Origin of the sequence: Winogradskyella eckloniae (assembly GCF_013249045.1) — a bacterium.
Classification (GTDB): domain Bacteria; phylum Bacteroidota; class Bacteroidia; order Flavobacteriales; family Flavobacteriaceae; genus Winogradskyella; species Winogradskyella eckloniae.
Genome location: NZ_JABRWP010000013.1, coordinates 22517 through 47551 on the forward strand (window position 1 = coordinate 22517; position 25035 = coordinate 47551).

27 protein-coding genes are annotated in these 25035 nt (G+C 32.9%); 11 read left to right on the plus strand and 16 right to left on the minus strand.

Features of this window, described 5'->3' with window-relative positions:
- The first annotated feature begins 24 nt into the window (after positions 1-24).
- On the plus strand, positions 25-2805 hold the full coding sequence (locus tag HNV08_RS15960; protein WP_173282363.1) for an outer membrane beta-barrel protein: 2781 nt from the start codon (positions 25-27) through the stop codon (positions 2803-2805).
- 13 nt (positions 2806-2818) lie between these two features.
- On the opposite strand, the gene HNV08_RS15965 is transcribed toward HNV08_RS15960, so the two are convergent.
- The 5 genes from HNV08_RS15965 to HNV08_RS15985 are packed head-to-tail and all read right to left on the minus strand — an operon-like array spanning position 2819 to position 6001.
- On the minus strand, positions 2819-3640 hold the full coding sequence (locus HNV08_RS15965) for a TPM domain-containing protein (RefSeq protein ID WP_173282364.1): 822 nt from the start codon (positions 3638-3640) through the stop codon (positions 2819-2821).
- Positions 3640-4077, minus strand: a complete 438-nt coding sequence (locus HNV08_RS15970; protein WP_173282365.1) for a TPM domain-containing protein — start codon at positions 4075-4077, stop codon at positions 3640-3642. The genes HNV08_RS15965 and HNV08_RS15970 overlap by 1 nt, the downstream gene beginning before the upstream one ends.
- 12 nt (positions 4078-4089) lie before the next feature.
- Entirely contained in the window at positions 4090-4686 is a 597-nt protein-coding gene (locus HNV08_RS15975) for a LemA family protein (protein WP_173282366.1), read from the minus strand.
- Between the two features lie 12 nt (positions 4687-4698).
- A complete protein-coding gene (locus HNV08_RS15980) occupies positions 4699-5028 on the minus strand; it encodes a MerR family transcriptional regulator (RefSeq protein ID WP_173282367.1) in 330 nt (109 codons plus the stop codon).
- Position 5029: 1 nt separating this feature from the next.
- Complete coding sequence (locus tag HNV08_RS15985) at positions 5030-6001, minus strand: M23 family metallopeptidase (protein WP_173282368.1); 972 nt, start codon at positions 5999-6001, stop codon at positions 5030-5032.
- Between the two features lie 132 nt (positions 6002-6133).
- Here HNV08_RS15985 and alaS point away from each other — a divergent pair, with 132 nt between their 5' ends.
- The 3 genes from alaS to HNV08_RS16000 all read left to right on the plus strand — a co-directional run bounded on the left by alaS (position 6134) and on the right by HNV08_RS16000 (position 10374).
- Positions 6134-8746, plus strand: coding sequence for an alanine--tRNA ligase (gene alaS, locus HNV08_RS15990; protein ID WP_173282369.1), 2613 nt, complete (start codon positions 6134-6136; stop codon positions 8744-8746).
- A 252-nt stretch (positions 8747-8998) separates the two neighbouring features.
- Positions 8999-9376, plus strand: a complete 378-nt coding sequence (locus HNV08_RS15995) for a GxxExxY protein (protein ID WP_173282370.1) — start codon at positions 8999-9001, stop codon at positions 9374-9376.
- Positions 9377-9420: 44 nt separating this feature from the next.
- The gene (locus HNV08_RS16000) at positions 9421-10374 is read left to right on the plus strand and encodes a GSCFA domain-containing protein (protein WP_173282371.1); all 954 of its coding nucleotides are present in this window, start codon (positions 9421-9423) and stop codon (positions 10372-10374) included.
- A gap of 132 nt (positions 10375-10506) precedes the next feature.
- Here the strand turns inward: HNV08_RS16000 and coaD are convergent, their stop codons facing one another.
- Complete coding sequence (gene coaD / locus HNV08_RS16005) at positions 10507-10965, minus strand: pantetheine-phosphate adenylyltransferase (protein ID WP_173282372.1); 459 nt, start codon at positions 10963-10965, stop codon at positions 10507-10509.
- A 54-nt stretch (positions 10966-11019) separates the two neighbouring features.
- Positions 11020-11997 carry a D-alanine--D-alanine ligase gene (locus tag HNV08_RS16010; protein WP_173282373.1) on the minus strand — a complete coding sequence of 326 codons (978 nt, stop codon included), beginning with the start codon at positions 11995-11997 and terminating at the stop codon, positions 11020-11022.
- A gap of 163 nt (positions 11998-12160) precedes the next feature.
- Here HNV08_RS16010 and HNV08_RS16015 point away from each other — a divergent pair, with 163 nt between their 5' ends.
- The 7 genes from HNV08_RS16015 to HNV08_RS16045 all read left to right on the plus strand — a co-directional run bounded on the left by HNV08_RS16015 (position 12161) and on the right by HNV08_RS16045 (position 17701).
- Positions 12161-12709 carry a PASTA domain-containing protein gene (locus tag HNV08_RS16015; RefSeq protein WP_173282374.1) on the plus strand — a complete coding sequence of 183 codons (549 nt, stop codon included), beginning with the start codon at positions 12161-12163 and terminating at the stop codon, positions 12707-12709.
- Between the two features lie 9 nt (positions 12710-12718).
- The gene (locus tag HNV08_RS16020) at positions 12719-13750 is read left to right on the plus strand and encodes an RluA family pseudouridine synthase (protein WP_173282375.1); all 1032 of its coding nucleotides are present in this window, start codon (positions 12719-12721) and stop codon (positions 13748-13750) included.
- A gap of 384 nt (positions 13751-14134) precedes the next feature.
- On the plus strand, positions 14135-14893 hold the full coding sequence (yaaA, locus tag HNV08_RS16025) for a peroxide stress protein YaaA (RefSeq protein WP_173282376.1): 759 nt from the start codon (positions 14135-14137) through the stop codon (positions 14891-14893).
- Between the two features lie 30 nt (positions 14894-14923).
- Positions 14924-15646 carry a hypothetical protein gene (locus HNV08_RS16030; RefSeq protein WP_173282377.1) on the plus strand — a complete coding sequence of 241 codons (723 nt, stop codon included), beginning with the start codon at positions 14924-14926 and terminating at the stop codon, positions 15644-15646.
- A gap of 299 nt (positions 15647-15945) precedes the next feature.
- Entirely contained in the window at positions 15946-17244 is a 1299-nt protein-coding gene (locus HNV08_RS16035; protein WP_173282378.1) for a DEAD/DEAH box helicase, read from the plus strand.
- 6 nt (positions 17245-17250) lie between these two features.
- Positions 17251-17466 (plus strand): DUF6500 family protein, encoded by a 216-nt coding sequence (locus tag HNV08_RS16040; protein ID WP_173282379.1) that lies wholly within the window; start codon positions 17251-17253, stop codon positions 17464-17466.
- Between the two features lies 1 nt (position 17467).
- The gene (locus tag HNV08_RS16045; RefSeq protein WP_173282380.1) at positions 17468-17701 is read left to right on the plus strand and encodes a VF530 family protein; all 234 of its coding nucleotides are present in this window, start codon (positions 17468-17470) and stop codon (positions 17699-17701) included.
- Positions 17702-17783: 82 nt separating this feature from the next.
- Here HNV08_RS16045 and HNV08_RS16460 read toward each other — a convergent pair whose 3' ends face one another.
- The 9 genes from HNV08_RS16460 to trpD all read right to left on the minus strand — a co-directional run bounded on the left by HNV08_RS16460 (position 17784) and on the right by trpD (position 24644).
- Positions 17784-18113 carry an EF-hand domain-containing protein gene (locus HNV08_RS16460; protein WP_173282389.1) on the minus strand — a complete coding sequence of 110 codons (330 nt, stop codon included), beginning with the start codon at positions 18111-18113 and terminating at the stop codon, positions 17784-17786.
- Between the two features lie 110 nt (positions 18114-18223).
- Positions 18224-18679 carry a tRNA (cytidine(34)-2'-O)-methyltransferase gene (locus HNV08_RS16055; RefSeq protein ID WP_173282381.1) on the minus strand — a complete coding sequence of 152 codons (456 nt, stop codon included), beginning with the start codon at positions 18677-18679 and terminating at the stop codon, positions 18224-18226.
- Between the two features lie 95 nt (positions 18680-18774).
- The gene (locus tag HNV08_RS16060) at positions 18775-19161 is read right to left on the minus strand and encodes a DUF805 domain-containing protein (RefSeq protein WP_173282382.1); all 387 of its coding nucleotides are present in this window, start codon (positions 19159-19161) and stop codon (positions 18775-18777) included.
- Positions 19162-19229: 68 nt separating this feature from the next.
- Entirely contained in the window at positions 19230-19466 is a 237-nt protein-coding gene (locus HNV08_RS16065) for a hypothetical protein (protein ID WP_173282383.1), read from the minus strand.
- 1 nt (position 19467) lies between these two features.
- A complete protein-coding gene (trpA, locus tag HNV08_RS16070; protein ID WP_173282384.1) occupies positions 19468-20229 on the minus strand; it encodes a tryptophan synthase subunit alpha in 762 nt (253 codons plus the stop codon).
- A gap of 294 nt (positions 20230-20523) precedes the next feature.
- Positions 20524-21705 carry a tryptophan synthase subunit beta gene (gene trpB, locus HNV08_RS16075; protein WP_173282385.1) on the minus strand — a complete coding sequence of 394 codons (1182 nt, stop codon included), beginning with the start codon at positions 21703-21705 and terminating at the stop codon, positions 20524-20526.
- 342 nt (positions 21706-22047) lie between these two features.
- The gene (locus HNV08_RS16080) at positions 22048-22647 is read right to left on the minus strand and encodes a phosphoribosylanthranilate isomerase (RefSeq protein ID WP_173282390.1); all 600 of its coding nucleotides are present in this window, start codon (positions 22645-22647) and stop codon (positions 22048-22050) included.
- 124 nt (positions 22648-22771) lie between these two features.
- Entirely contained in the window at positions 22772-23554 is a 783-nt protein-coding gene (gene trpC, locus HNV08_RS16085) for an indole-3-glycerol phosphate synthase TrpC (RefSeq protein WP_173282386.1), read from the minus strand.
- A 97-nt stretch (positions 23555-23651) separates the two neighbouring features.
- Positions 23652-24644, minus strand: a complete 993-nt coding sequence (gene trpD, locus HNV08_RS16090) for an anthranilate phosphoribosyltransferase (RefSeq protein ID WP_173282387.1) — start codon at positions 24642-24644, stop codon at positions 23652-23654.
- Positions 24645-25035 lie beyond the last annotated feature (391 nt).

Here is a 25035-nt window from a genome sequence, read left to right on the forward strand (position 1 = left end):
CCTCTTAATCATCAATCAATTCATATGAAGAAACTAATTTTAGTTTTTACATTTTTATTTTCATTGCTGTCATTTGCTCAAGAAAAATCATTTGAAATTGTAGGTTCACTAAAAACGGAAGATTCTAATTCTCCTATAGAATCAGCCACGGTTTTTTTACAGCGAATAAAGGATAGTACAGTGGTGTCTTATACCATTTCGGATAAGGATGGTAAATTTAAACTAGAGAGTTCTACTTATGATAAGGCATTAAATTTTTATGTGTCTTATGTTGGTTATGGTACCTATTTTAAAAAAATAGTAATTGATAAAGATAAAATTGATCTTAAACTAATTACCTTAAAATTAGAAAATCAGCTCGAGGAAGTTTTAGTAAAATCCACAGCGCCAATTACAATTAAGAAGGATACGTTAGAGTTTAATGTAAAGTCTTTTAAAACAAAAAAGGATGCCAATGTCGAAGATTTATTAAAACAATTGCCTGGTGTAGAAGTTGATGATGCCGGAAATATAAAAGTTAATGGTAAGCCAGTAAATAAGATTTTAGTGAATGGTAAACCTTTTTTTGGTAATGATCCTACCATTACCACAAAGAACTTAACTAAGGATATCATTGAGAAAATTCAAGTGGTAGATACAAAAACGAAGTCAGAAGCTTTTACAGGAGAAGAAGGTGATAAAGACAGTAAAACTATCAATCTCACTATAAAAGAGGAGAATAATAAAGGTGTCTTTGGACGTGTGTCTGCAGGAGGAGGTACAGATGAGCGATATGAGTTTGCAGGCATGGTAAATCTGTTTAATAATGATAGAAGAATTAGCGTATTAGCAGGAGGGAATAATACGAATTCTCCTGGGTTTAGTTTTGGCGAAATTCACAAAATATTTGGAAGTGGTGGTGGAATCTCATTTAACAGCAACGGTTCTTTTTCATTAGGAGGGCGATCATTTGGTGGAGGTCAAGGCATTGTGACATCGCAAAATGTTGGTGTCAATTATGCAGATATTATTGGAGAGCATACAGATATATCTTCTGATTATTTTTATGCGTCAAGTCGATCAAAAAATGAAACGTCATTAGAGCGAGAAACCATTTTATCAGATTCTAGATTTTTTACGAATTCCGATACCAATTCAGATAATGATTCACATAACCATTCTGTAAATCTTGAATTTGAAATTGAAACGGATTCTACATTTCAAATCAGTTTTGAACCTTCCTTTAGTTTTTCAAAATCACAAACACGTTACTTTAGTAATGAAGAAACTTTAGATGAAAACTTTGATTTAACCAATCAATCAGAGGTTAATTCCTTTGTTGAAAGTTATGCGAACACATTTTCTAATACGTTTTCAATGACTAAGAAAGTAGGTCATAAAGGTTCTTATTTTAAGTTTGAGTTAGAAACAGATGTTAATGATCAAGATAGTGATGATTTCATAAATTCTGATACAGAAGTTTTTGGGAGTGCTCCAGAAATTATTGAACGCAATCAGTTTACACTTGGCGACGATCATAGTTATGGCGTGTCTGCAGCGTTGTCTTACAGAATCGCATTAATTGCTAAAAAATTATTTTTAAATTTTGAATATGAGTATGCAAAAGACATCGATAATAATTTAAAAAGTACTTTTGATTATAATGATTCTACACAAGATTTTTCAGATTTTAATACAGACTTAAGTACTGATTTTAAATATTCAGATGTGCGTAGTATACCAACTATAGGTTCGAACTTTAGAGGAGAAAAGTTATCTCTTTACTTTAAAATGAGCTACAATAAGAGATCACTTAAAAATGAAGATCAGCTTAGGCCACAATTCAACGTAGAAAGAGCATTTGAGGCTATTGAGGCGAACTACAGAGTGAATTATAGGTTTAGTCCAAAATCTTCAATTTATGCGAATTACAGATTAAGTAATCGGCCTCCAGCACTGAGGCAGTTGCAAGCGTTTGAAGATGTTTCTAATCCGTTGGTTACTATTATAGGAAATCCAAATTTAGAACCTTCAAATAGACATAGTGTATATGGTGGTTATAATGGTTTTGATTGGCAAAAACGAACAGGGTTTTATGCAAATTTTAATGCCAATGTTAGTAATAATCAAGTCGTTTCTAAATCCGTAGTCGATCCAGAAACATTAAAACGAACAACCACCTTTGAAAACGTTGATGGCAATTATAATTATGGTGTATCTGGGAACTTTACTAAGGATTTTAAAATAGACACAGTACGAACCATTAAGTTGGCTATAAGAACGCATTATAATTTTAATAAGCGTATCAATTTTAATAACGATATAAAATATTCTAGTGAGGTGCAAACTATTTCTCCGCGCTTAGGTGTGGATTTTATTTGGGCTAAAGTCATGGAATTTAAACCCTATTATCAACTCAGTTTCACTAATAATACGTATGATATCACATCGTTTGAGGATATTGAATTTACAACCCATCATGCAGGTTTACGAACGGCAACTTTTTTACCTAAAAATTTAGAATGGCGGAATGATATTAATTTTAATTATAACCCAAATGTAGCCGATGGATTTCAGAAAAGTGCTTGGTTTTGGAATTCTACTTTGGCGTACAGTATCTTTAATGAAAAAGCAATCATCACCTTAAAAGTGTACGATTTATTAAATCAAAATACGAATGCGAGACGAATTGCTACACAAGATTATATAGAAGATAGTCAGAGTACAGTATTACAACAATATGTGATGTTGAGTCTCAGTTACAAGTTTAACAGTCTTGGAAGTAAAGGAAACACCACTGATGGTGATATTATTTTTATAGACTAATATCTAGGACGTATTACCAACTGCCACCAGCACCTCCTCCAGAGAAGCCTCCACCGCCTCCGAAGCCACCACCAAAGCTGCCGCCACCTGAACTTCCGCCAAAACCACCTCCAAAACCACCTGAAGATGAGCCTCTAGAATAGCTGCCACGACCCATATTACTAAGAATAATAGCTTCTAAGATACTTCTACTGTCTGTTCTGTTGCCGCGATTTCCACCGTTTCGGCCACCACGAGATTTAGAAATGGCAATAACAAAAATTATAAATATTATAACTAAGAACAAAATCACTTCAAACGGAATGCCAGTTGTAGCTTGCCTGTTATTTTTATATGCACCACTCAAGATGTCGATTATAACGTCTGTTCCTTTGTCTAAACCGCTGTAATAATCATCTTTTTTAAATTCAGGAATAATAACGTTACGTGTAAGTTCTCCCACAATACCAGCTGTAAGACGATCCTCTACGCCGTATCCTGGTGAAATCCATATTTTTCTGTCTTGTCTTGCCAACAGAATAAAAACAGCATTGTCTTTTTCGGCCTGTCCAATTCCCCATTTTTGTCCCCATCTTGGCGTCAATAAACCTATGTTTTCGCCTTTTGTTGTAGGAATAATAACTACAATTATTTCTGTTGAAGTACTGTCACTATAACGTTGAAGTTTTTGAGTTAAAGCAGAAAATTGATGTTGTTTTAAAACTTTGGTACTATCTATGACAGGAGGAATAAATTTTGGTTTATCAGGTACATTATATTGTGCATGGACAGTATAAAAGAACCCTCCTAATAGGCTCAGTAGCAATGTAAATACTAAAGTTCTAATTTTAATCATTAGTGTTTTGAAATTGTATTATCAAGTTCATTAGTATCGCCATGTACCCAAGGAAAATGTTTAGATAATTCCTTTCCGGCATTATCTATTCCATTTATAAGTCCTTCGACAAAGTTACCTTCTTTAAAGTGTTTAGAAATAATATCTCTTGTTGTATTCCAAAACTCTTGATTTACCTTAGCATCAATACCTTTGTCTCCGTAAATCATAAACGTTCTGTCTTCAACGGCGACATAAATAAGCACACCATTTTGCGCTTTCGTATTGTCCATTTTTAAATAATGGAAAACCTCTAAAGTATGCTCAAAAATATCCTGTTTACATTGTTTTTCTATGTGTACGCGGATTTCTCCAGATGTGTGTTGTTCTGCTTTTCGAATTGCTTCTACGATTCTCTCTTCGTCTTGTGCACTTAGAAAATCTTCAAGATTAGACATTTTAATTGCTTATTAAAGGTCAAATTCTACTTCAACAGGTTTTTCAGCACCAAGTTCAGCATCAAAATAAGGTTTCTCGTCAAAATTTAAAAAGCCTGCTAAAATGCTATTTGGAAACGTATTAACATGAATGTTATATGGCTTTATCTTTTCATTATAACGAGTTCTCGCTGTCTGAATTGTATTTTCTGTACTTGTTAATTCATCCTGTAGTTTTAAGAAATTTTGGTTGGTTTTTAAATCAGGATATTTTTCTACAGTCACTAATAAACGGGATAATGCACTACTCAAACCACCTTGTGCTTGGTTAAATGCTTTTAACTGTTCTGGTGTTATATTAGAAGGGTCTATTGTTGTTTTTGTAGCTTCAGATCTTGCTTTAATAACAGCTTCTAAGGTCCCTCTTTCAAAATCAGCGGCACCTTGTACTGTTTTAACTAAATTACCAATAAGGTCATTTCTTCTTTGGTAAGAAGTTTGCACATTTCCCCAAGATTCTTTTACATTTTCGTTAAGTGTTACTGCTGTGTTATTAAAATTCTTACCCCAAGAATATAATCCAAATCCAATGATTGCAATTACGATAACAGGAATTAGCCATTTTTTCATAATAGTTTAGTTTTAAAGTTGTGTTTTTATTTTAGTAAGTTGTGCTTTTATGCTTTCTAGTTTTTCAATGATTTCAAATTTGTCTAAAGCCTGTTTTTTCTCTTCTTTTAGATGTGTTTTTGCACCTTCGAGGGTAAATCCTCTTTCTTTAACGAGATGGTATATAAATTTTAAATTCTTTATATCCTCTGGTGTAAATTTACGGTTGCCTTTGGCATTTTTTTTAGGTTTTAAAATGTCAAATTCTTTCTCCCAAAACCGAATTAAGGAAGCGTTTACTTTAAATGCTTTGGCAACTTCTCCAATGCCATAATAACGTTTTTCTGCTAAATCTATGTGCATCTTAATCGAGAGATTGGTTTTCTAATGACGCTTTTTTGAGTAATATATCGTATTCTTCTGCAGATAAATTGCCATAGTAAAAGTTAATTGGATTGATGCGCTCGCCATCTTTAAATACTTCGTAATGCAAATGTGGCGCTTCTGATCTACCTGTACTTCCTACGTAGCCTATTAAATCGCCTCGTTTTACACGTTGATTTACTTTAACGTTGTATTTGTATAAATGCGCATACAACGAAATGTAGCCATAACCATGATCTATTCTAATATGGTTACCATAGCCTGTAGAACCATTGTCTGCTCGTTTAATAACGCCATCGCCAGAGGCATAAATTGGTGTGCCTCTTGGTGCAGTGAAGTCCATACCAAAATGAAATTTTCTAACCTTTGTAAACGGATCTGTTCTATAGCCATAACCAGATGCCATACGTGTTAAATTCACATTATTAATAGGTTGAATGGCTGGTATAGCTTCTAAAAATTTTTCCTTGTCTTCTGCGAGTTTCGCGATTTCATCTAAGGATTTAGATTGTACCACTACGGCTTTTTCTAATATGTCAATGCGTTTAAAACTTTCGGCAATTAACTCAGAGTTATTATAGCCTTCATATTTTTTATATCTATTTATACCTCCAAATCCAGCTCTACGTTGCTCTGTTGGGATTGGGTTGGCTTCAAAGTAAAGTCTGTAGATGGCGTTATCACGCTCTTCAACATTTTCAAGAGCAGCAAAAGCATCATCGGTTCTTTTATTTAATATTTCGTATTGCAATTGCATATTTTCTAATTCTCTTGCCATTTGTCGTTCCTTAGGAGATTCAACATATTGACTGACAATGAAAAAAGATAAAAAACCAAATAGAGCTGCTGCAGTTAAAAATAAAGCAGCATACTTAAACGTTGTTCTTTTCTTCCGCTTTATTTTGCGGTAAGACAGCGTTTCAGAATCATAATAATATTTTACTTTAGCCATGTTTGAATTTATGCTATTTTTGCAGCTTATAAGTCCACAAAGTCATGGTCTTAATATTAGCGTAACGACCAAAGATAAAAAAATGTTTTGCATTTACGTAAATTTATTAAAAACAAGCTCTAATTTCAGAATATGAAGTCTCAAGACATACGATCTAAATTTTTAAATTTCTTTGAAGGTAAGCAACACCTTATAGTGCCTTCAGCGCCAATGGTATTGAAGGATGATCCAACATTAATGTTTGTAAATTCTGGTATGGCACCATTTAAAGAATATTTTTTAGGAAATGCTGCTCCCAAGAAAAACAGAATTGCAGATTCTCAAAAATGTTTGCGCGTTTCTGGTAAACACAACGATTTAGAAGAAGTAGGGTATGATACATATCATCATACACTTTTTGAAATGCTAGGGAATTGGAGTTTTGGAGATTATTTTAAAAAAGAAGCGATTGCTTGGGCTTGGGAATTGTTAACAGAAGTATATGGCATAGATAAAGATATTTTATATGTTACTGTTTTTGAGGGTAGTGATGACGATGATAATCTAGATATGGATACTGAAGCCTATGATATCTGGAAACAATTTATTTCTGAAGACCGCATATTAAAAGGTAATAAAAAAGACAATTTCTGGGAAATGGGTGACCAAGGTCCTTGTGGTCCTTGTAGTGAAATTCATGTAGATATCCGATCCGCTGAAGAAAAAGCTAAAGTAGATGGAAAATCTTTAGTAAATATGGATCATCCTCATGTGGTTGAAGTATGGAATTTGGTCTTTATGCAGTATAACCGTAAAGCCAATAAATCATTAGAACCATTACCAAATAAGCATATTGATACTGGTATGGGATTTGAGCGCTTATGTATGGTTTTACAAAACGTGCAATCTAACTATGATACTGATGTATTTACGCCAATAATTAGAGAAATTGAAACCATTACAGATAAACACTATGGGAAGGTTGAAAAGGTAGATATTGCAATACGTGTTATTGCAGATCACGTAAGAGCGGTTGCTTTTTCTATTGCAGATGGACAATTACCTAGTAATACAGGTGCAGGTTATGTGATTCGAAGAATTTTACGAAGAGCAATTAGATATGGATTTACATTTTTAGATAAAAAGGAACCGTTTATATTTCGCTTAGTTGAGGTATTGAGTAAAAAAATGGGAGAGGCTTTTCCCGAGTTGAGGACTCAAAAAACTTTGATTGAAAATGTGATTAAAGAAGAAGAAGCTTCATTTTTGAGAACCTTAGATCAAGGTTTAGTCTTGTTAAATCGTATTGTTGAAGAAACAAAAGGAGATACCATTTCTGGAGAGAAAGCATTTGAGTTATACGACACATATGGATTTCCTATAGACTTAACGGCTCTAATTTTATCTGAAAAGAATTTAAAATTAGACGAAAAAGGATTTAAAGAAGAATTACAAAAGCAAAAAAATAGATCGCGTTCTGCAAGTGAAACTTCTACTGAAGATTGGATTGTTTTGTTTGAAGATGATGTACAAGAATTTATTGGTTACGATACCGAAGAAGCCACGGTAAAAATTGCAAAGTACAGAAAAGTAACCTCTAAAAAAGATGGCGAAATGTATCAGTTAGTCTTTAATCTAACCCCTTTTTATCCTGAAGGAGGAGGACAAGTAGGTGACAAAGGTTTTTTAGAAGATAAATATGGCGATGTGGTTTATATCTTAGATACAAAAAAGGAGAATAACGTCGTATATCATCTCACAAAAGAGTTGCCAGATCATTTAAATGAGAGTTTTAAGGCAGTTGTGAGTAATGAGCATAGAACGTTATCCTCTAGTAACCATACAGCAACCCATTTATTGCATCAAGCATTACGAACCATTTTAGGAACGCACGTTGAGCAAAAAGGATCTTTAGTAAAACCTAAATCATTACGTTTTGATTTTTCTCATTTTTCTAAAGTAACACCAGAACAGCTTCAAGAAATAGAAGATTTTGTTAATGCAAGAATTGAAGGGAAATTACCTTTAGAAGAAGGCCGAAACATCCCAATGGAAAAAGCAATTGAAGATGGTGCAATGGCTTTATTTGGTGAAAAGTATGGCGATACAGTAAGAACAATACGATTCGGGAATTCTATAGAGCTTTGTGGAGGAATCCATGTAAAAAACACAGCAGACATTTGGCACTTTAAAATAATATCTGAAGGTGCAGTTGCAGCAGGAATACGCAGAATTGAGGCTATAACTAATAAATCGGTTAGAGATTATTTTTCGGAAAATAATGAAACCTATGTAGAAATGAAAAGTCTGCTCAATAACCCAAAAGAGCCAGTGAAAGCTTTAGTAAGCTTACAAGATGAAAATGCAGATTTAAAGAAGCAAATAGAAGGCTTATTAAAAGACAAGGCAAAACATATTAAGGCCGACTTAAAAAATGAAATTACCGAAATTAATGGTGTTCAATTTTTGGCTAAGAAATTAGATTTAGATGCAGCCGGAATTAAAGATGTTTGTTTTGAATTAGGTAGCCAGTTTGATAATTTAATGCTCTTATTTGGCGCAGAGAATAATGGTAAAGCAATCTTATCTTGTTATATCTCTAAGGAGTTAGTGGCAAGTAAAGATTTAAATGCTGGTACTATTGTGAGAGAACTCGGTAAGCACATCCAAGGTGGAGGAGGAGGTCAGCCTTTCTTTGCTACAGCTGGTGGAAAGCTTCCTGCAGGTATTGAAGCTGCTTTGGAGGCTGGGAAGAATTATCTTTAAGCTAGATAGTTTATCTCGCTAAGATGCAAAGTCGCAAAGAAAAAAAGAGTAAACATATCGTCACTTAAAGACGCTAAGTCGAAAAGAAAAAAATTAGTTTATTAATTTGAGAGTATGCCTTTGCGACTTAGCGGCTTAGCGTGATTAAAAGATGGCATTTTTTTTATTCAGAAATTATAGATGTAAAAAAGATTTTTATTTTTAAACAAATAAACCTTTCAACCTCTACGTCTTTGCGTGAAAATATGAATTATGACTGAAAACCAAATTTCTAGAATTATAGTCGATTTATGTTATCACATTCATGTAGAACTCGGACCAGGATTGCTAGAATCAGTTTACGAAGAAATCTTATACACAGAGTTAAAAAATGAAGGATTAATTGTTGAAAGACAAAAGCCTTTGCCTGTTATTTGGAGAGGAAAGCAATTAGATTTAAACTTCAGAACAGATTTAATTGTAGAAAATAAAGTAATTATTGAGGTAAAGTCAGTTCAAGAGATTCATCCTGTACATCCAAAACAGTTATTGACCTACCTAAAGCTTTCAGGCTTAAAATTAGGATTACTAATTAATTTTAATAGTCCATTAATAAAAACTGGAATTACAAGAATAGTAAACAATTTATAACCTTTAATATAATTGAGTAGGCCTCTGAGTCTTTGGGATAAAAAATGAAGCTAGTAACAGAATTACCATTAAAACCACAACAGCATAATCAAATAGATTATAGCTCTAATTTGCTTTTATTTGGTTCTTGTTTTTCAGAAAATATAGGTAAGCAGTTTGACTTTTTTAAGTTTCAAAATACTGTAAATCCATTTGGTATATTATTTCATCCATTAGCGATTGAAAATTTAGTGACACGATCTATTAATAAAGATTATTATTCTGAAGATGAATTACAATTTCAAAACGAGCAATGGAGTTGTTTAGATACACATTCAAAATTAAACACAACTTCAAAAGAAGAATTATTAGATAGTTTGAATACTCAAATTAATGAAACTTATAATTATCTTCAAAGTGCAAGTCATGTTATAATTACATTAGGTACAAGTTGGGTTTATAGACATATTGCTTCAGATAAAATTGTTGCTAATTGTCATAAGTTACCTCAGAAGCAATTTTTAAAAGAATTACTTTCAGTTGAACAAATTACAGAATCATTAGAGGCAATTGTCAGCTTAATAAAGAGTATAAATCCTAAAGTTTCGTTTTTGTTTACAGTATCGCCTGTAAGACATATTAAAGATGGCTTTGTAGAGAACACCCAAAGTAAATCACATTTATTAACCGCAATTCATCAGATTGTAGAGCCTAGAGCACAGCTTTATTATTTTCCGTCGTATGAAATTATGATGGATGAATTAAGAGATTACCGCTTCTACAATGAAGACATGCTGCATCCTAATACTACAGCTGTAAATTATATTTGGGAAAAATTCACTACAGTTTGGTTATCTAAAGATGCTTTAGAAACACTAGAAAAAGTTAGTTCAATTCAGTCTAGAAAAGCACATCGACCGTTTAATTCATATTCTGAAGCGCATCAAAAATTTCTTTTAAAACTTCAATCAGATATTGAAAGTTTAGCATCGGAATTCCCATTTATGAAATTCCATTAAGTTAAAGCTCATTGTAAAATAGAGATTAACATATCGGTTTTTTAAGCCGTTCTTTTACACGATCAAAATATTGCTTACTCGCGCGTTTCCAGCGGTAAATAGTATGTTTTTTAGTCTGTCTATTAGGTGTTTTTATTTGGTCACTCTAACACTCTCAGGAACTAAAACGGTATAATCTCCATTGTTTCTGAGTACATCTCTTACAATAGAAGATGAGATAAAGGACGTTTTTGCAGCAGTTAGTAAAAAGACTGTTTCAATTTTAGAAAGTCTTCTGTTGGTGTGAGCAATAGCTTTTTCAAATTCAAAATCGGCAGGATTTCTTAAACCTCTAAGTATAAATTTGGCATCAATTTCCTCACAAAAATCAATAGTTAAACCTGTGTAAGTCACTACTTTTACTTTTGGTTCGTTCTTAAACGCGTCTTCAATAAATTTTTTACGTTCTTCTAATGAGAACATGTATTTTTTTTCGGCATTAATACCAATAGCAACTACTACTTCATCAAATAATTTAATACCACGTTTTATAATATCGAAGTGTCCGTTTGTAATAGGATCAAAAGATCCAGGAAAAAGTGCTCGTTTCATTGGTAGAGTTTTACTGCTGATAAAATGTTGTCTTAATTAAATCAAATATAACTATTAATTTTTGATGGTTTCTTCAATAGCATTTTCAAATAAAGCTTCCATACTAATACCAGCCTTGGCAGCTTGTTGTGGCAAAATACTTTCGTTAGTTAAACCAGGTACTGTATTCACTTCTAGCAAATAAGGTTCATCGTTTTTAAAGATAAATTCACTTCTAGAGAAGCCTTTCATTTTAAGAATTTCATAAATACGTTTAGCTTCAATATTTACTTTGTTGGCATAATCATCAGAAATACGAGCAGGTGTGATTTCTTGAGATTTCCCTTCGTATTTGGCTTGGTAATCAAAGAAATCATTCTCTGAAACGATCTCTGTAATTGGTAAAACTAAAGTTTCGCCTTTATAAGAAATAACACCAACTGAGACTTCAACACCATCTAAAAATTGTTCAATAATAATTTCGTTATCTTCTTTAAAGGAGTTGTCTATCGCTGTTTGTAATTCTTCCTTTTTATACACTTTAGAAACACCAAAACTACTACCAGCTTTATTTGCTTTTACAAAACAAGGCAAACCGACTTTGGCAATTATCGCATCTTCATCTATGGTGTCTCCAAGGTTAAGCGGATAACTTTCAGCTGTTTTAATACCATAAGGTTTTAGGGTTGCTAACAAATCGCGCTTATTATAGGTTAATGCAGCTTGGTACATGTTGCAACTGGTTTGCGGAATGTTTAACAATTCAAAATAAGCTTGCATAAAACCATCTTCGCCTGGCGAACCATGTATGGCGTTAAACACACAATCGAAAGTGATTTTTGTGCCATCTACTACCACCGAAAAATCATTTTTATCAATCGGAAGTTCTTCATCTAATTCATTAACAAAAACCCATTTCTCTTTAAAAATATGAATACGAAATGCATTATATTTAGTCTTATCTAAGGTATTGTAAACCACATTACCACTTTTTAGGGAAATTTGGTATTCGCTAGAATAGCCACCCATTATTATTGCAATATTTTTTTTCATCTTTAATGGCCCAAATAAATGGGTTTATATTAGTTTAAATAAGTGATAGTGTAAATGTATAATTTATTTTTAATAAACTAAATCTGTTATTGATACGTATTTTATTTGAGAGACGTTAAAATAACGTTAGAATTTCTTAGTTTTGTCTACAATTATATAGCTTATGAGTTTAGTTAAGTTTCTTACCAGTAAAGTATTTTTTAAGCAAATAGCTTTGGCTGTAGTTGCGTTAGTTGTTTTATGTTTTGTTGTTTTAAAATGGTTAAATATTTCTACCAATCACGGTGAATTTGTAATTGTACCAGATTTAAAAGGTAAATCTTTAGAAACTGTTGGTATAGAATTAAAGGATTTAGACTTAACGCTAAAAATTCAAGATTCAGCTAATTATAATCCAAAATACCCAAAGTATTCTGTAATTGAGCAAAAGCCAGCAGCAGGTTCTCAAGTCAAGGAAAACAGAAAGATTTATTTAATCTTAAACCCTTCTGGTTACCAAAAAGTAGAAGTGCCAAATATTTTGAAATTTACCTTTAGACAAGCAAAGCCACAATTAGAAGCACTTGGCTTTAAGGTAGGAGAAATTACCTATAAAGATGCCATTGGAGAAGGTGTAATGTCTATGTCTTACCAAGGTAAGCCTCTAAAAGCAGGTACATTATTGCCACTAACATCTAAGATAGACTTGGTGTTAGGAAACGGTAAATTATAAAACAAATCAATGCCAAATATTCCTGATATTTCAGACGACCAAGAAAACGAACTTTACGAGCATCATGCTTTTAGAGTAGTCGCTGGTCAGCAGCCACTTCGTATCGATAAATACTTAATGAATTTTATAGAAAACGCGACGCGTAATAAAATTCAAGCTGCAGCAAAAGACGGAAGTATTTTTGTGAACGATGTGCCTGTAAAATCTAATTACAAGGTAAAACCTAACGATTATATTACGGTAAAATTTGAGTATCCACCACACGAAAATCTTTTAATAGCAGAAGATATTCCTATAGCAATTGTCTACGAAGATGATGATTTACTGGTGGTAAACAAACCAGCAGGTATGGTGGTGCATCCAGGACACGGCAATTATTCTGGTACGTTGATAAATGGATTAATTTTTCATTTCGAAAATTTACCAAACAACTCAAGTGAACGACCAGGTTTGGTGCATAGAATAGATAAGGATACTAGCGGATTGTTAGTAGTTGCCAAAACTGAAAAAGCCATGGCGCATCTCTCAAATCAGTTCGCAAAAAAGACAAGTGAGCGCGAATATATTGCACTTGTTTGGGGCACTATTGAAGAGGACGAAGGCACTATTGAAGGTAATATTGGTCGACATCCAAAAAACAGATTGCAGAACACGGTGTTCTTAGAAGACGAAGAAGAAAAAGGCAAGCCAGCCGTAACACACTTTAAAGTTTTAGAACGTTTGGGTTATGTAACATTGGTGAGTTGTAAGCTCGAAACAGGACGTACACACCAAATCCGTGTACACATGAAACATATTGGCCACACCCTTTTTAATGACGAACGTTATGGAGGCGAACGCATTTTAAAAGGCACTACATTTACAAAATATAAGCAGTTTGTAGAAAACTGTTTTAAGATTTTACCAAGACAAGCCTTACACGCTAAAACGCTTGGTTTTGTGCATCCAACCACAGGAGAATTTATGAAATTCGAATCTGAAATTCCTGAGGATATCGCGCAATGTGTGGAGAAGTGGAGACAATATGCAAAGCATGTCTAAATTGCTGCAATAGCAGGAATCTCTAAGTGCAAATCAAAAAGCAATAGTCTAACCAGAATTTTTTTTGGCGTTTTATTTTTTTAAACCTTGCAGGAAAAAATAACCAGGCTGTCCACTATATCTTTTTTTCGTGCCTCAAAAAAGGATGCCGTTTCCATCCTTAACGCGCTTTCCCAGTGTAAGTGAATTTAATCTGTCGTGTCGAATAGAATTGCTATTTATTTTTTATATTAAAAATAAAATCCATATAGATATTTCTTATAGTGATATCGATTTTAGTATTCGCAATAATTAGAAAATCTTTCAGATACATTGTATTTTTACTACTGAAAAAGAAAAAGTGTTTAACCAAAAATGAAAGGCCTGCAGTAGCAGTAAATACATATGAAATTAGTACTATCACCAGCAAAATCCTTAGATTACGAAACAAAACTGCCAACGACTAAAACGACAGAAGGTCAATTTTTAGCAGAATCAGAACGTTTAAATAAATTACTGAAAAAGAAGTCGGCCAAAAGTTTATCTAAGCTAATGCATATTTCAGATAATTTAGGGCAATTAAATTATGAGCGCAATCAAGACTGGGTATTACCATTTACAGCAGACAATGCAAGGCAAGCCATATATGCATTCAGTGGTGATGTTTACAGAGGATTAGATGCCTATACAATTGATACGGATAAATTAGATAAAGTAGAAAATACAGTTAGAATATTATCTGGTTTATATGGTGTTTTAAAACCATTAGATTTAATTCAGCCTTACCGCTTAGAAATGGGAACTAAAATGCCAGTTGGTAAAAACAAAAACTTATACGAATTCTGGAAAAAGAAAGTCACTAAAGCGCTAAATGATGATTTAGACGATAACGAACTTTTTCTTAACCTAGCGAGTAACGAATATTTTAAAGCCATAGATACAAAAGCCTTAAAAGTGCCTGTTGTAAATGTTGCGTTTAAAGAATTTAAAAACGGACAGTATAAAATTGTTGCCATTTTTGCCAAATTAGCCAGAGGATTAATGGCAAGATATATCATAGACACAGATGCAAAAACTTTAGAGGATGTTAAAGGATTTAATTTAGAAAACTACGGATTTAGTGAAGAATTATCTTCCGAAAATGAATTGGTGTTTACAAGATAGTTGTTATCTTTAGATACCTAATTCTAAACCATGTATTACTATTTAATTGTTGCGCTTCAGGCATTTTGTATTTATCATGTTTATAAACATCAAAAACCTTATTATTGGTTTTTTCTTATCTTTTTTATTCCTGTTGTTGGTTCAATAATTTATATCATTACGCAAGTCTATAACAAAAATGATGCAGATAAAATTCAAAGTGAATTAACGAATATTATCAACCCAACTAAGAAAATAAAAGATTTAGAAAAGAAGTTAGAATTTTCAGACACGTACACGAACAGAATTGATTTAGCAGATGCTTATTTTGCTAATAATGACATGGCTAATGCTATTAATCAGTATAAACAGACCTTAGAAGATACGTCTCAAAATAACTTATATGCACATCAAGAACTTATTTTGTGCTATTTTAAACTTCAAGATTACGCAGGCGTATTAGATAGTGTAGAAGTCATAAAAAACAAACCAGAATTTAAAGGGTCTAAACAACAATTTTGTTATGGTTTAGCTTTAAAAGAATTAGGTCAATTAGAAAAAGCTGAAGCACAATTAAGACAAATTGATAGACCATATTCTAATTATTCTGAACGTTTAGAGTTAGCCAAATTCTATTTAGAAAATGATAGAATTGCAGAAGGAAAGGATTTATTAAATGAAATCTCGGAAGAATCTAAGCATATGACCAAGCCCAATCGACGTCTATATAGAGGTACAATTGCTGAGGTGGAGCGTTTGTTGAAATCTTTGTGATTAATAGTGTTATATTGATTAAGGCATTTAAGTCCATTGTTAATAAAAAGTACTAGAGCTTATAGTAATACAATTACAGGTTTTATTTTTTGTAAATGCGTTATTTTTTAAGAATTTAACTAAGCAAATGAGGAACCTAATGATATTTAGACTGTATTAAAGTTAATTATGCTCTAAGTTGATTTAAATTTTAAGAAAGTACACGAGAAAAGGATTATCGGGTAAATTAAGTGTAACTTCGCGCTCAATTAAAGGAGTGACCTAAAAAAGATATAGAGTTTGCTTCATAAACACTATATATGTCATTTAAAGCATTGGGCTTATCTGAGCCCTTATTAAAAGCAATCCGTAAAAAAGGATACGAAACACCATCTCCAATACAAGCAAAAGCCATTCCTTCAGTTTTAGAAGGAAAAGACGTTTTAGCTTCAGCGCAAACCGGAACAGGTAAAACAGCAGGTTTTACATTACCATTATTACATCTGTTATCGGAGAATCCTAAACAGAAGTTTAGACCAATTAGAGCATTAATTCTAACACCAACACGAGAATTAGCAGCTCAGGTGTTTGCTAATGTAAAAGAATATAGCGAATTTCTTAATCTAAGAAGTGCTGTGATTTTTGGTGGTGTAAATCAAAAACCGCAAATCGCAACCATAAGAAAGGGTGTTGATGTCTTAGTAGCAACACCAGGACGATTATTAGATTTACAAAATCAAGGTGCATTATCTTTAAAACGTGTTGAAATATTTGTTTTAGACGAAGCAGATAGAATGCTAGATATGGGATTTTTACGTGATATTGAACGCGTCATGAAATTGATGCCAGACAAGCGACAAAATCTTTTGTTCTCGGCAACATTCTCTAAAGACATCAAGAAATTAGCCTATTCTATTTTAAATAATCCGGTTCAGGTTGAAACAGCAAGACAAAATACTGCTGTAGAAGTTATAGACCAAAAAGTTTATAGAGTTGCAAAAGGCAAAAAGACAGGTTTAATCATTAAATTGATTTCTGAAGGCAATTGGAAACAAGTTTTAGTTTTTACAAGAACCAAACATGGTGCTAATAAACTTTGTAAAAAGATGATTAGTGCTGGTATTACAGCAGCAGCCATTCATGGAAATAAAAGTCAAGGCGCCAGAACAAAAGCCTTAGCAGGTTTTAAAAATGGGTCTGTTAGAGTTTTAGTAGCTACAGATATTGCCGCAAGAGGAATTGATATTCCGTTATTACCACATGTTATCAATTTTGAATTGCCTAATATTTCTGAAGACTACGTGCATAGAATTGGTAGAACAGGAAGAGCAGGAGCAGAAGGTCAAGCATTATCTTTAGTCAGTGCAGATGAAACGAGTTATCTAAAAGGTATTGAAAAGTTAATTGGAGAATCTATAGAAGTAGAAATTGTAGAAGGTTTTGAACCAGACCCAAATGCGTCTACAGAACCTATAAAGCCTGGTCAAAATAGAAATCAAAATAAAGGAAGAAGAACTAATAGCAGAAACTCTAATTCTAAAGGTTCTGGAAATAGCAGAAATTCTAATAGAAATAAAAGCCGTAACCGAAACCGAAATACTGATAGTAAACGTAATTAAATTATAATGACTGATCGTTTAAAACAAAAGATATTAGAGGTCTGCGATAAGAAAATTGCACAAAAAGGAACTAACGTTGGCATTTCGTTTTATGCCTTTTTTAAGAATAAAAATGATACTCCAGAACTGTTAATGGAAGCTGCTACGTGGTGGATAAAAACACATCAGCTAGACCATTTTGAAAAAGCCGTTAAGATTAAAGCTTTAGTAAATAGCATATAATATGTCTACACAACCCAATAACCCATTGCATGGTAAAAAGTTGGCTGAAATAGTTACAGAACTACAAGCCCATTATGGTTGGGAATATATGGGTTACCAGATTAATATTCGATGTTTTACACATGATCCTTCAGTGAAATCGAGTTTAAAATTTTTAAGACGAACGCCATGGGCTAGGACTAAAGTAGAGCAAATGTATTTATCCTATTTAGAAAAGAATCCAAATTTAAAATAAAACGAATTAGCATAAAAAAATCCTCATTTAGAAATGAGGATTTTATTTATGTTTCAAGCAATAATTAAGACTTACTCTTTTTTTAGTGTTGCATTAATGTCTTTTTCAGTCTTCTTAATTCTCTCTTTTTTACAGATTTCTTTTTCATTTCGAAGGCTACAGTATATTCTTTCATGCTTATTGATCCATTTTTATCTGTATCCATTTCAGAAAAGCTTTCTTTCGTGACAGATTCATTATAAGCTTTATCTTTCATTTTTACAGCTTTAAATTCCTTTAAAGAGATAGCTTCATTAAAATCGGCATCAAAAGTTTTAAAACTTTTAATTGCTTTTTCATTCTGAACTTCTTGTTTTTCAATTTTCTGTTGAGCATTTGTAAATGAGAAAGATGCTATAGCTATGAAAAATATTCAGGTCTTTATTGTTTTTGTAATCATGATATTTAATTTTAATTATCCATTAATAAGATCAATATATGGTAAAAAGCTTTAAAATTTAGTTAATTTAATAAGTTGTTACATTATGTCTTTAATTGCCTTAAACCTTCATACACTATTATACTTACAGCATTTGCTAGGTTTAGACTCCTAATAGAATCGCTATAAAGCGGAATTTTAAATAATTTCGATTTATGTTCTTCTAATAAGGATTTTGGTAAACCTACAGACTCTTTTCCAAAAACTAGAAATAAATTATCTTCAAATTGAATGTCCCAATGGCTTTGCGTACCATGACTAGATAAGAATACCATTTTTGCTTTAGTATTCTTTTTGAAAAAATCATTTATATTCTCATAATATATAACGTCTAAATGTTGCCAATAATCCAATCCTGCACGTTTAAGACGTTTATCATCTATTTCAAAACCAAATGGTTTTACTAAATGTAATGTGGAACCTGAAGCTAAAGCCAAGCGACCAATGTTGCCAGTATTGTTTGGGATTTCGGGTTCAATGAGGACTATATTTAGTGCCATTATAAAATTTAATTGAGAATAAAAAAATGCCTATTCAATTTATAAGAATAGGCATTAAATATAAGTTTTTAATTGTTTTGTTTAAAGTATAAAACTTAAACAGTAACATTAGAATCTGTTTCTTTTGGGTCAGGTCCATAAGCATTTGGTCCTTTATCACCTTCTGTTGCGAATAATACAATGAGCCAAATTCCACCAATAAGTGGTATTAAACCAACAAGGTAGAACCAACCACTCTTTCCTATGTCGTGTAAACGTCTAACAGCTACAGCTAAACTAGGAATAATTACACCAAGTATGTAAATAAAATATATACCTGCAAATGCTCCGATTTCTGTCATAGCTACTAATGCTCCAGCTACAAGGACAGTTGCAAAAGCAAAAAGTATATTAAATAATACAAACATCCAATATTCTTGACGTCTTGCTCTACCTGTAAAATTTGCGTAATTATCTCTTACGACTTTTAAATACCATTCCATAAATTTTGATTTTAGTTGGTTAATGTGACTCAAATATAAACTTTAATTTAAAATAGAAGAATTGAAGTTTAATATTCTCGATAAACGTTGGGTTTTATAAATAATCTAATAATTAAAATTCGAATTAATAGAATAAATGGAAATCCATGCAAGAGGACATCAAACCAATCATTTACAGTCATGCCATTTGCACCTCCTGCAATCCATTTTATTTTTCCAAGGATATGAGGTTCTGGCAAGAATGGCGCTAAACCTAAGGTTAAGCATAGAAGGATGATTAGTTTCCAGTCGTTTAAGAATTTCATATTATAAAATAGTAGCTACAAAATCGTCGATATTATCGATACCAGAATTCGTTAAGTGTTTTACAAAAGCACTACCAATAATGGCGCCTTTAGCGTATTTAGTGGCTTGTGTAAATGTTTCGTTATTAGAAATTCCGAATCCAACAATTTGCGGGTTTTTAAGATTCAGGTCTGCAATGCGTTTAAAATATTTGGTTTGAATATCTCCAAAACCAGATTGACTACCTGTAACACTTGCAGAACTTACCATATAAATAAATCCGTTTGAAATAGAGTCGATATAGCGAATACGTTCTTCTGAAGTTTGTGGTGTAATTAAGAAGACGTTAATTAAGCCATATTTTTCGAATATAGATTTATAATTATCATGATACACATCTACTGGTAAATCTGGAATTATAAGCCCATCTATACCAACTTCTTGGCATTTTTTACAAAATGCTTCGACACCATATTGTAACATTGGGTTAAAATAGCCCATTATTATTAACGGAATAGAAACTGTATTACGAATGTCTTTTAATTGTTCAAAAAGTCGTTCGCTAGTCATGCCATTATGTAAGGCTTTGGTAGAACTAGCTTGAATTGTTGGTCCATCAGCTAAAGGGTCACTGAATGGTAGTCCTATTTCAATCATATCTATACCAGATTTTTCAAGATTTTCAATGACTGAAACTGTATCGTTGATGTTTGGATATCCTGCTGTGAAGTATATGGATAATAGCTTTTTATCTTCTTCTAGTTTTTGGTTTATTCTATTCAAAATATTATAGTTTTTTTATTCCTGAATTAGCAGGAATTCATTTTATTTAATTTGTTCATTTTGTCTTGAAACAAAACGAACCAAAAGTTCAAAGCGATTCGCTTTCAGGATTTCATGCTTAAAACTACGCTTTGCAGTTTCATCCTTTCGCTCATTATTTCTGAAAATCGTTGCTTCCGACTTCGTCGGAATTTGGGACATTAATTTTTGCTGATTTTTATTTTAATCCCAGTTTTATTAATTTTTGCTAACTGCTAACTGCTAACTGCTAACTGCTAACTGCTAACTGCTAATTTACAACTTAAAATAGTCAATATAATTTTGTAAATCTTTATCGCCTCGTCCTGATAAATTTAGAACTACAATATCATCTGGTTTAAACGTTTTGTGTTCAAAAACAGCTAAAGCATGAGAACTTTCAATCGCAGGAATAATACCTTCTAATTTACATAAATCTAGTCCTGCTTTCATAGCATCATCATCAGTAATGGCAATAAATTCTGCGCGTCCTGTTTTATATAAATTGGCATGCATTGGTCCAACACCAGGATAATCTAAACCTGCTGAGATAGAGTATGGCTCTGTAATTTGTCCGTCTTTGGTTTGCATCAATAAGGTTTTACTACCATGAATAATCCCTTCTTTACCTAATACAGATGTTGCTGCACTTTCTCCTGAGTCTATACCATGTCCTGCGGCTTCAATGGCAATAATATTTACAGCTTCATTATCTAAATAATGGTAATATGTGCCTGCTGCATTACTTCCTCCACCAACACAAGCCACTAAATAATTTGGGTTTTCAGTGCCTTCTTTTTCTAAAAGCTGACGTTTTATTTCTTCTGAAACCACAGCTTGAAATTTAGCAACCATATCTGGATACGGATGAGGTCCAACCACACTACCAATAATATAATGTGTGTCTACAGGATTGTTTATCCAATCTCTAATAGCTTCGTTGGTGGCATCTTTTAAAGTACGACTACCAGATAAAGCCGGAACAACAGTTGCGCCTAACATTTTCATTCTCGCAACATTTGGTGCTTGGCGCGCAATATCAATTTCTCCCATGTAAACGATGCATTCAATTCCCATAAGCGCACAAACGGTTGCTGTTGCGACACCATGCTGACCTGCTCCAGTTTCTGCAATAATTCTGTTTTTGCCTAGACGTTTTGCCATAAGGATTTGACCAATAGTATTATTGATTTTGTGTGCTCCTGTATGGTTGAGATCTTCACGCTTTAGATAAATTTTAGTATTGTATTTTTCTGAAAGGCGTTTGGCGAAATAAAGTGGCGAAGGGCGACCAACATAGTCTTTTAATAAGGCATTAAACTCTTCTTGAAACGAAGGTTCTGCCATTATTTTAAGGTAATTTTGTCGTAATTCTTCTACGTTTGGGTAAAGCATTTCTGGAATGTATGCACCTCCAAATTCTCCGTAATAGCCTTTTTCGTTGATGTTGTAACTCATTTTATTTGTTTCTTTATTGCGAAATTGAATTGTTATTCAGTGTTGCAATTTGTTTTCTTTTTTATTTTGTTCATTTGCCTTGATGCAAACGAACCAAAAATCACAATCAAAATATAGGAAATTCCTTCGGAACACTCGCTCTCGTAATTTCGTGCTTGAAGCTTCGCTTCGCATCTTCATTCCTTCGCTCATTATTTCTGAATTTTGATGTTCAATTCTCTGAATTGATTTGGGACATTAATTTTTACTAATTTTTGTTCTTTCCCAAGTTTTTTTTAATTTTTGCTTACTGCTTACTGCTTACTGCTTACTGCTTACTGCTTACTGCTTACTGCTTACTGCTTACTGCTTACTGCTTACTGCTTTTTTAAACTTTTCTAATTCTTCAATATTCTTCAATCCTGGTTCTATTTCAAATTTACTATTAATATCGATGGCGTAACAATATTGAGATTCCTGCCTTTGCAAGAATGACTGAACGCTTTCAATTTCATTTAATCCAATACCTCCACTTAAAAAATACGGTTTAGTGGAGGGATAGTGGCTGAGTACATTCCAATTGAAGGTGTAACCATTGCCTCCTGGTAATTTGCCTTTGGTATCGAATAAATAATAATCGCATACTTCTTCGTAAGGCTGAAGCACATCAAAGTTAAATTCGTCTTTGATGCTGAATACTTTTATCACTTCAACATTAGAAATTTGCGCGCAATATTCTGGTGTTTCATGGCCATGAAGTTGCACAGCTTGTAAATTATATTGTTCTATGGTTTCTTTTACTGTTTCTAGTTTTTCATCTACAAAAACTCCAACTTTTTTAATCGATTTTGAAATGTTAGGCATTATTGAATCGAAATTTCGAGCGGATTTATCGTAAAAAATAAAGCCTAAGAAGTCGGGTTGCAAATTTGCAACAGCTTCTATATTGTCTTTATATTTCATTCCGCAGATTTTTAACAAAAGCCCCTTTTGCCTGTCGGCATTTTCCCCAAAAGGGGAAAGGTGTTCGTTAATATTTTTAAGTTCGTTTTTCATAACAGTGAGAGTTCTCCTCCTAATGGAGGAGTTAGAGGAGGCTTTTAATGAATTGTTTTGCACTCTCTCCAGGATTATCGGTTTTCATAAAATTTTCGCCTATTAAAAAGCCTTTGTAACCAAATGGTTGTAATTCTTTTATAGCTTCAACTGAACTTATTCCGCTTTCGGACACCTTTACAAATTCATCAGGAATTAATTGACTCAATTGTTTTGATGTTTCTAAACTGACTTCAAAAGTTTTTAAATTTCTATTGTTTACACCTAACATATCTAATGAAGGCATTATGGATTTGTGTAACTCTTCTTCATTATGAACTTCTAATAAAACATCTAGATTTAAACGTTTTGCAAACTCCGAAAATTGCTTAATTTCTTCTCTTGTTAGTATTGCTGCTATTAATAAAATAACATCAGCTCCATATGCTTTGGCTTCGAGAATTTGATAGGTATCAATGATAAACTCTTTTCTCAAAAGTGGTACATTAGAACTGGCTCTGGCCAAGATTAAATCATCTAATGAACCACCAAAATATTTACCGTCAGTTAAAACAGACATACCACAAACACCTGCAGTTTCGTACCCACTTGCCACATCTTGCACATTTAAATTGTGATTAATTACAGATTTAGATGGCGAACGTCTTTTATGTTCTGCTATGATTCCTGATGTACTATGTCTTAAATTTTGAGCTAGGGAAATAGTGTTGCGTTCAAATAGAATGGATTGTTCTAATTGACTTACAGGAATTAGAGATTTGCGTAAATTAACTTCTTTACGTTTGTCTATTACTATTTTGTCTAATATGTTCATATTAATGCCTGTGAAAGGCGGTTTCTTTTTAATTCATTTTCTTATTTATTCATTTGCCTTGATGCAATCTTTTCCATCAACCATCAACCATCAACCATCAACTACTTATCTCAATCAACTTATCTAATGCTTGTTTTCCTTTACCATTCATTAGTGATTCTTTTGCTAGTTCAAACCCTTCTTTGTGCGAAATTTGTTTTGCGGTTGCAATAGCTAAACCTGCATTGGCACAAATAACATTATTTTGTGCTTTAGAACCTTTACCACTTATAATTTTGGTAAATAATTTAGCGGCTTCTTCAACCGTGTTTCCTCCGAATATAGCCGATTGCTCTACAGTGTCTACACCTAATTCATAAGGCTCAAATAAGGTTTCGGTTGTATTGGTAATAACTTTAGTTTTTCCGGTTAATGAAATTTCATCATAACCATCTAAAGCATGGACTACAGCATAATTTTTATCGGTTTCTTGATATAAATAACCGTATAGTCTTAACAATTCAAGATTAAAAACACCTACCATTTGATTTTTTGGAAATGCAGGATTTACCATTGGTCCTAACATGTTGAAAAAGGTTTTTACACCCAATTCTTTTCTTATAGGTGCTACGTTTTTCATAGCTGGATGAAACAATGGTGCGTGCAATACGCAAATGCCGGCTTCGTCTATACTTCGTTTTAAAAAGTCGATATCATTTGTGAACTTAATACCTAAATTTTCCATGACGTTAGATGAACCACAAGCCGAAGAAACGCCGTAATTACCGTGTTTGGTAACTTGAACTCCTGCACCTGCTGTAACAAATGACGATAAGGTAGAAATATTAAAAGTGTCTTTGCCATCGCCTCCAGTTCCGCATAAATCGATGGTATGATAACCATCCAATTCAACAGGAATACATAATTCTAATAGGGCATCTCTAAAGCCTCTAAGTTCGTCTAAAGTGATACTTCGCATCATGTAGACGGTTAAGAATGATGCGATTTGACTTTGATTGTATTGACCTGCTGAAATATTAACCAAGACGTTTTTTGCTTCTTCTGTAGAGATGCTTTCTTGATTGATTAGTCTGTTTAGTAGTTGTTTCATATTTAAGGTCTGCTAATGCAGGTTTCTATTATTTTTCTTATTTATCTGTTTATTTGCCTTGATGCAAACGACCCAAAAATCACAATCAAAATAAGGAAATCGCTAAAGCGACAATCGCTTTCAGAACTTCGTGCTTGAGGCTGCGCCTCGCATCTTCGTTCCTTCGCTCATTATTTCTAAATTTTGATGTGTCCGACTATGTCGAAATTTGGGACATTAATATTTACTCATTTTTTGTTCTTTCCCAAATTATATTTTATTTTTTGCTAACTGCTAACTGCTAACTGCTAACTGCTAACTGCTAACTGCTAACTGCTAACTGCTAACTGCTAACTGCTAACTGCTAACTGCTAACTGCTAACTGCTAACTGCTAACTGCTAACTGCTAACT

What these genes read in the sequence shown, in the direction of transcription:
- HNV08_RS16080 (WP_173282390.1), bottom strand. Translation starts at nt 22,647, where the DNA reads ATGAAATATAAAGACAATATAGAAGCTGTTGCAAATTTGCAACCCGAC.
- HNV08_RS16040 (WP_173282379.1), top strand. Translation starts at nt 17,251, where the DNA reads ATGACTGATCGTTTAAAACAAAAGATATTAGAGGTCTGCGATAAGAAA.
- alaS (WP_173282369.1), top strand. Translation starts at nt 6,134, where the DNA reads ATGAAGTCTCAAGACATACGATCTAAATTTTTAAATTTCTTTGAAGGT.
- HNV08_RS16015 (WP_173282374.1), top strand. Translation starts at nt 12,161, where the DNA reads ATGAGTTTAGTTAAGTTTCTTACCAGTAAAGTATTTTTTAAGCAAATA.
- HNV08_RS15985 (WP_173282368.1), bottom strand. Translation starts at nt 6,001, where the DNA reads ATGGCTAAAGTAAAATATTATTATGATTCTGAAACGCTGTCTTACCGC.
- HNV08_RS16060 (WP_173282382.1), bottom strand. Translation starts at nt 19,161, where the DNA reads ATGGAATGGTATTTAAAAGTCGTAAGAGATAATTACGCAAATTTTACA.
- HNV08_RS16065 (WP_173282383.1), bottom strand. Translation starts at nt 19,466, where the DNA reads ATGAAATTCTTAAACGACTGGAAACTAATCATCCTTCTATGCTTAACC.
- HNV08_RS16030 (WP_173282377.1), top strand. Translation starts at nt 14,924, where the DNA reads ATGTATTACTATTTAATTGTTGCGCTTCAGGCATTTTGTATTTATCAT.
- coaD (WP_173282372.1), bottom strand. Translation starts at nt 10,965, where the DNA reads ATGAAACGAGCACTTTTTCCTGGATCTTTTGATCCTATTACAAACGGA.
- yaaA (WP_173282376.1), top strand. Translation starts at nt 14,135, where the DNA reads ATGAAATTAGTACTATCACCAGCAAAATCCTTAGATTACGAAACAAAA.
- HNV08_RS16035 (WP_173282378.1), top strand. Translation starts at nt 15,946, where the DNA reads ATGTCATTTAAAGCATTGGGCTTATCTGAGCCCTTATTAAAAGCAATC.
- HNV08_RS15970 (WP_173282365.1), bottom strand. Translation starts at nt 4,077, where the DNA reads ATGTCTAATCTTGAAGATTTTCTAAGTGCACAAGACGAAGAGAGAATC.
- HNV08_RS15965 (WP_173282364.1), bottom strand. Translation starts at nt 3,640, where the DNA reads ATGATTAAAATTAGAACTTTAGTATTTACATTGCTACTGAGCCTATTA.
- HNV08_RS15960 (WP_173282363.1), top strand. Translation starts at nt 25, where the DNA reads ATGAAGAAACTAATTTTAGTTTTTACATTTTTATTTTCATTGCTGTCA.
- trpC (WP_173282386.1), bottom strand. Translation starts at nt 23,554, where the DNA reads ATGAACATATTAGACAAAATAGTAATAGACAAACGTAAAGAAGTTAAT.
- HNV08_RS16055 (WP_173282381.1), bottom strand. Translation starts at nt 18,679, where the DNA reads ATGGCACTAAATATAGTCCTCATTGAACCCGAAATCCCAAACAATACT.
- trpD (WP_173282387.1), bottom strand. Translation starts at nt 24,644, where the DNA reads ATGAAACAACTACTAAACAGACTAATCAATCAAGAAAGCATCTCTACA.
- HNV08_RS16020 (WP_173282375.1), top strand. Translation starts at nt 12,719, where the DNA reads ATGCCAAATATTCCTGATATTTCAGACGACCAAGAAAACGAACTTTAC.
- HNV08_RS15980 (WP_173282367.1), bottom strand. Translation starts at nt 5,028, where the DNA reads ATGCACATAGATTTAGCAGAAAAACGTTATTATGGCATTGGAGAAGTT.
- HNV08_RS16045 (WP_173282380.1), top strand. Translation starts at nt 17,468, where the DNA reads ATGTCTACACAACCCAATAACCCATTGCATGGTAAAAAGTTGGCTGAA.
- HNV08_RS16010 (WP_173282373.1), bottom strand. Translation starts at nt 11,997, where the DNA reads ATGAAAAAAAATATTGCAATAATAATGGGTGGCTATTCTAGCGAATAC.
- HNV08_RS16000 (WP_173282371.1), top strand. Translation starts at nt 9,421, where the DNA reads ATGAAGCTAGTAACAGAATTACCATTAAAACCACAACAGCATAATCAA.
- HNV08_RS15995 (WP_173282370.1), top strand. Translation starts at nt 8,999, where the DNA reads ATGACTGAAAACCAAATTTCTAGAATTATAGTCGATTTATGTTATCAC.
- HNV08_RS15975 (WP_173282366.1), bottom strand. Translation starts at nt 4,686, where the DNA reads ATGAAAAAATGGCTAATTCCTGTTATCGTAATTGCAATCATTGGATTT.
- trpB (WP_173282385.1), bottom strand. Translation starts at nt 21,705, where the DNA reads ATGAGTTACAACATCAACGAAAAAGGCTATTACGGAGAATTTGGAGGT.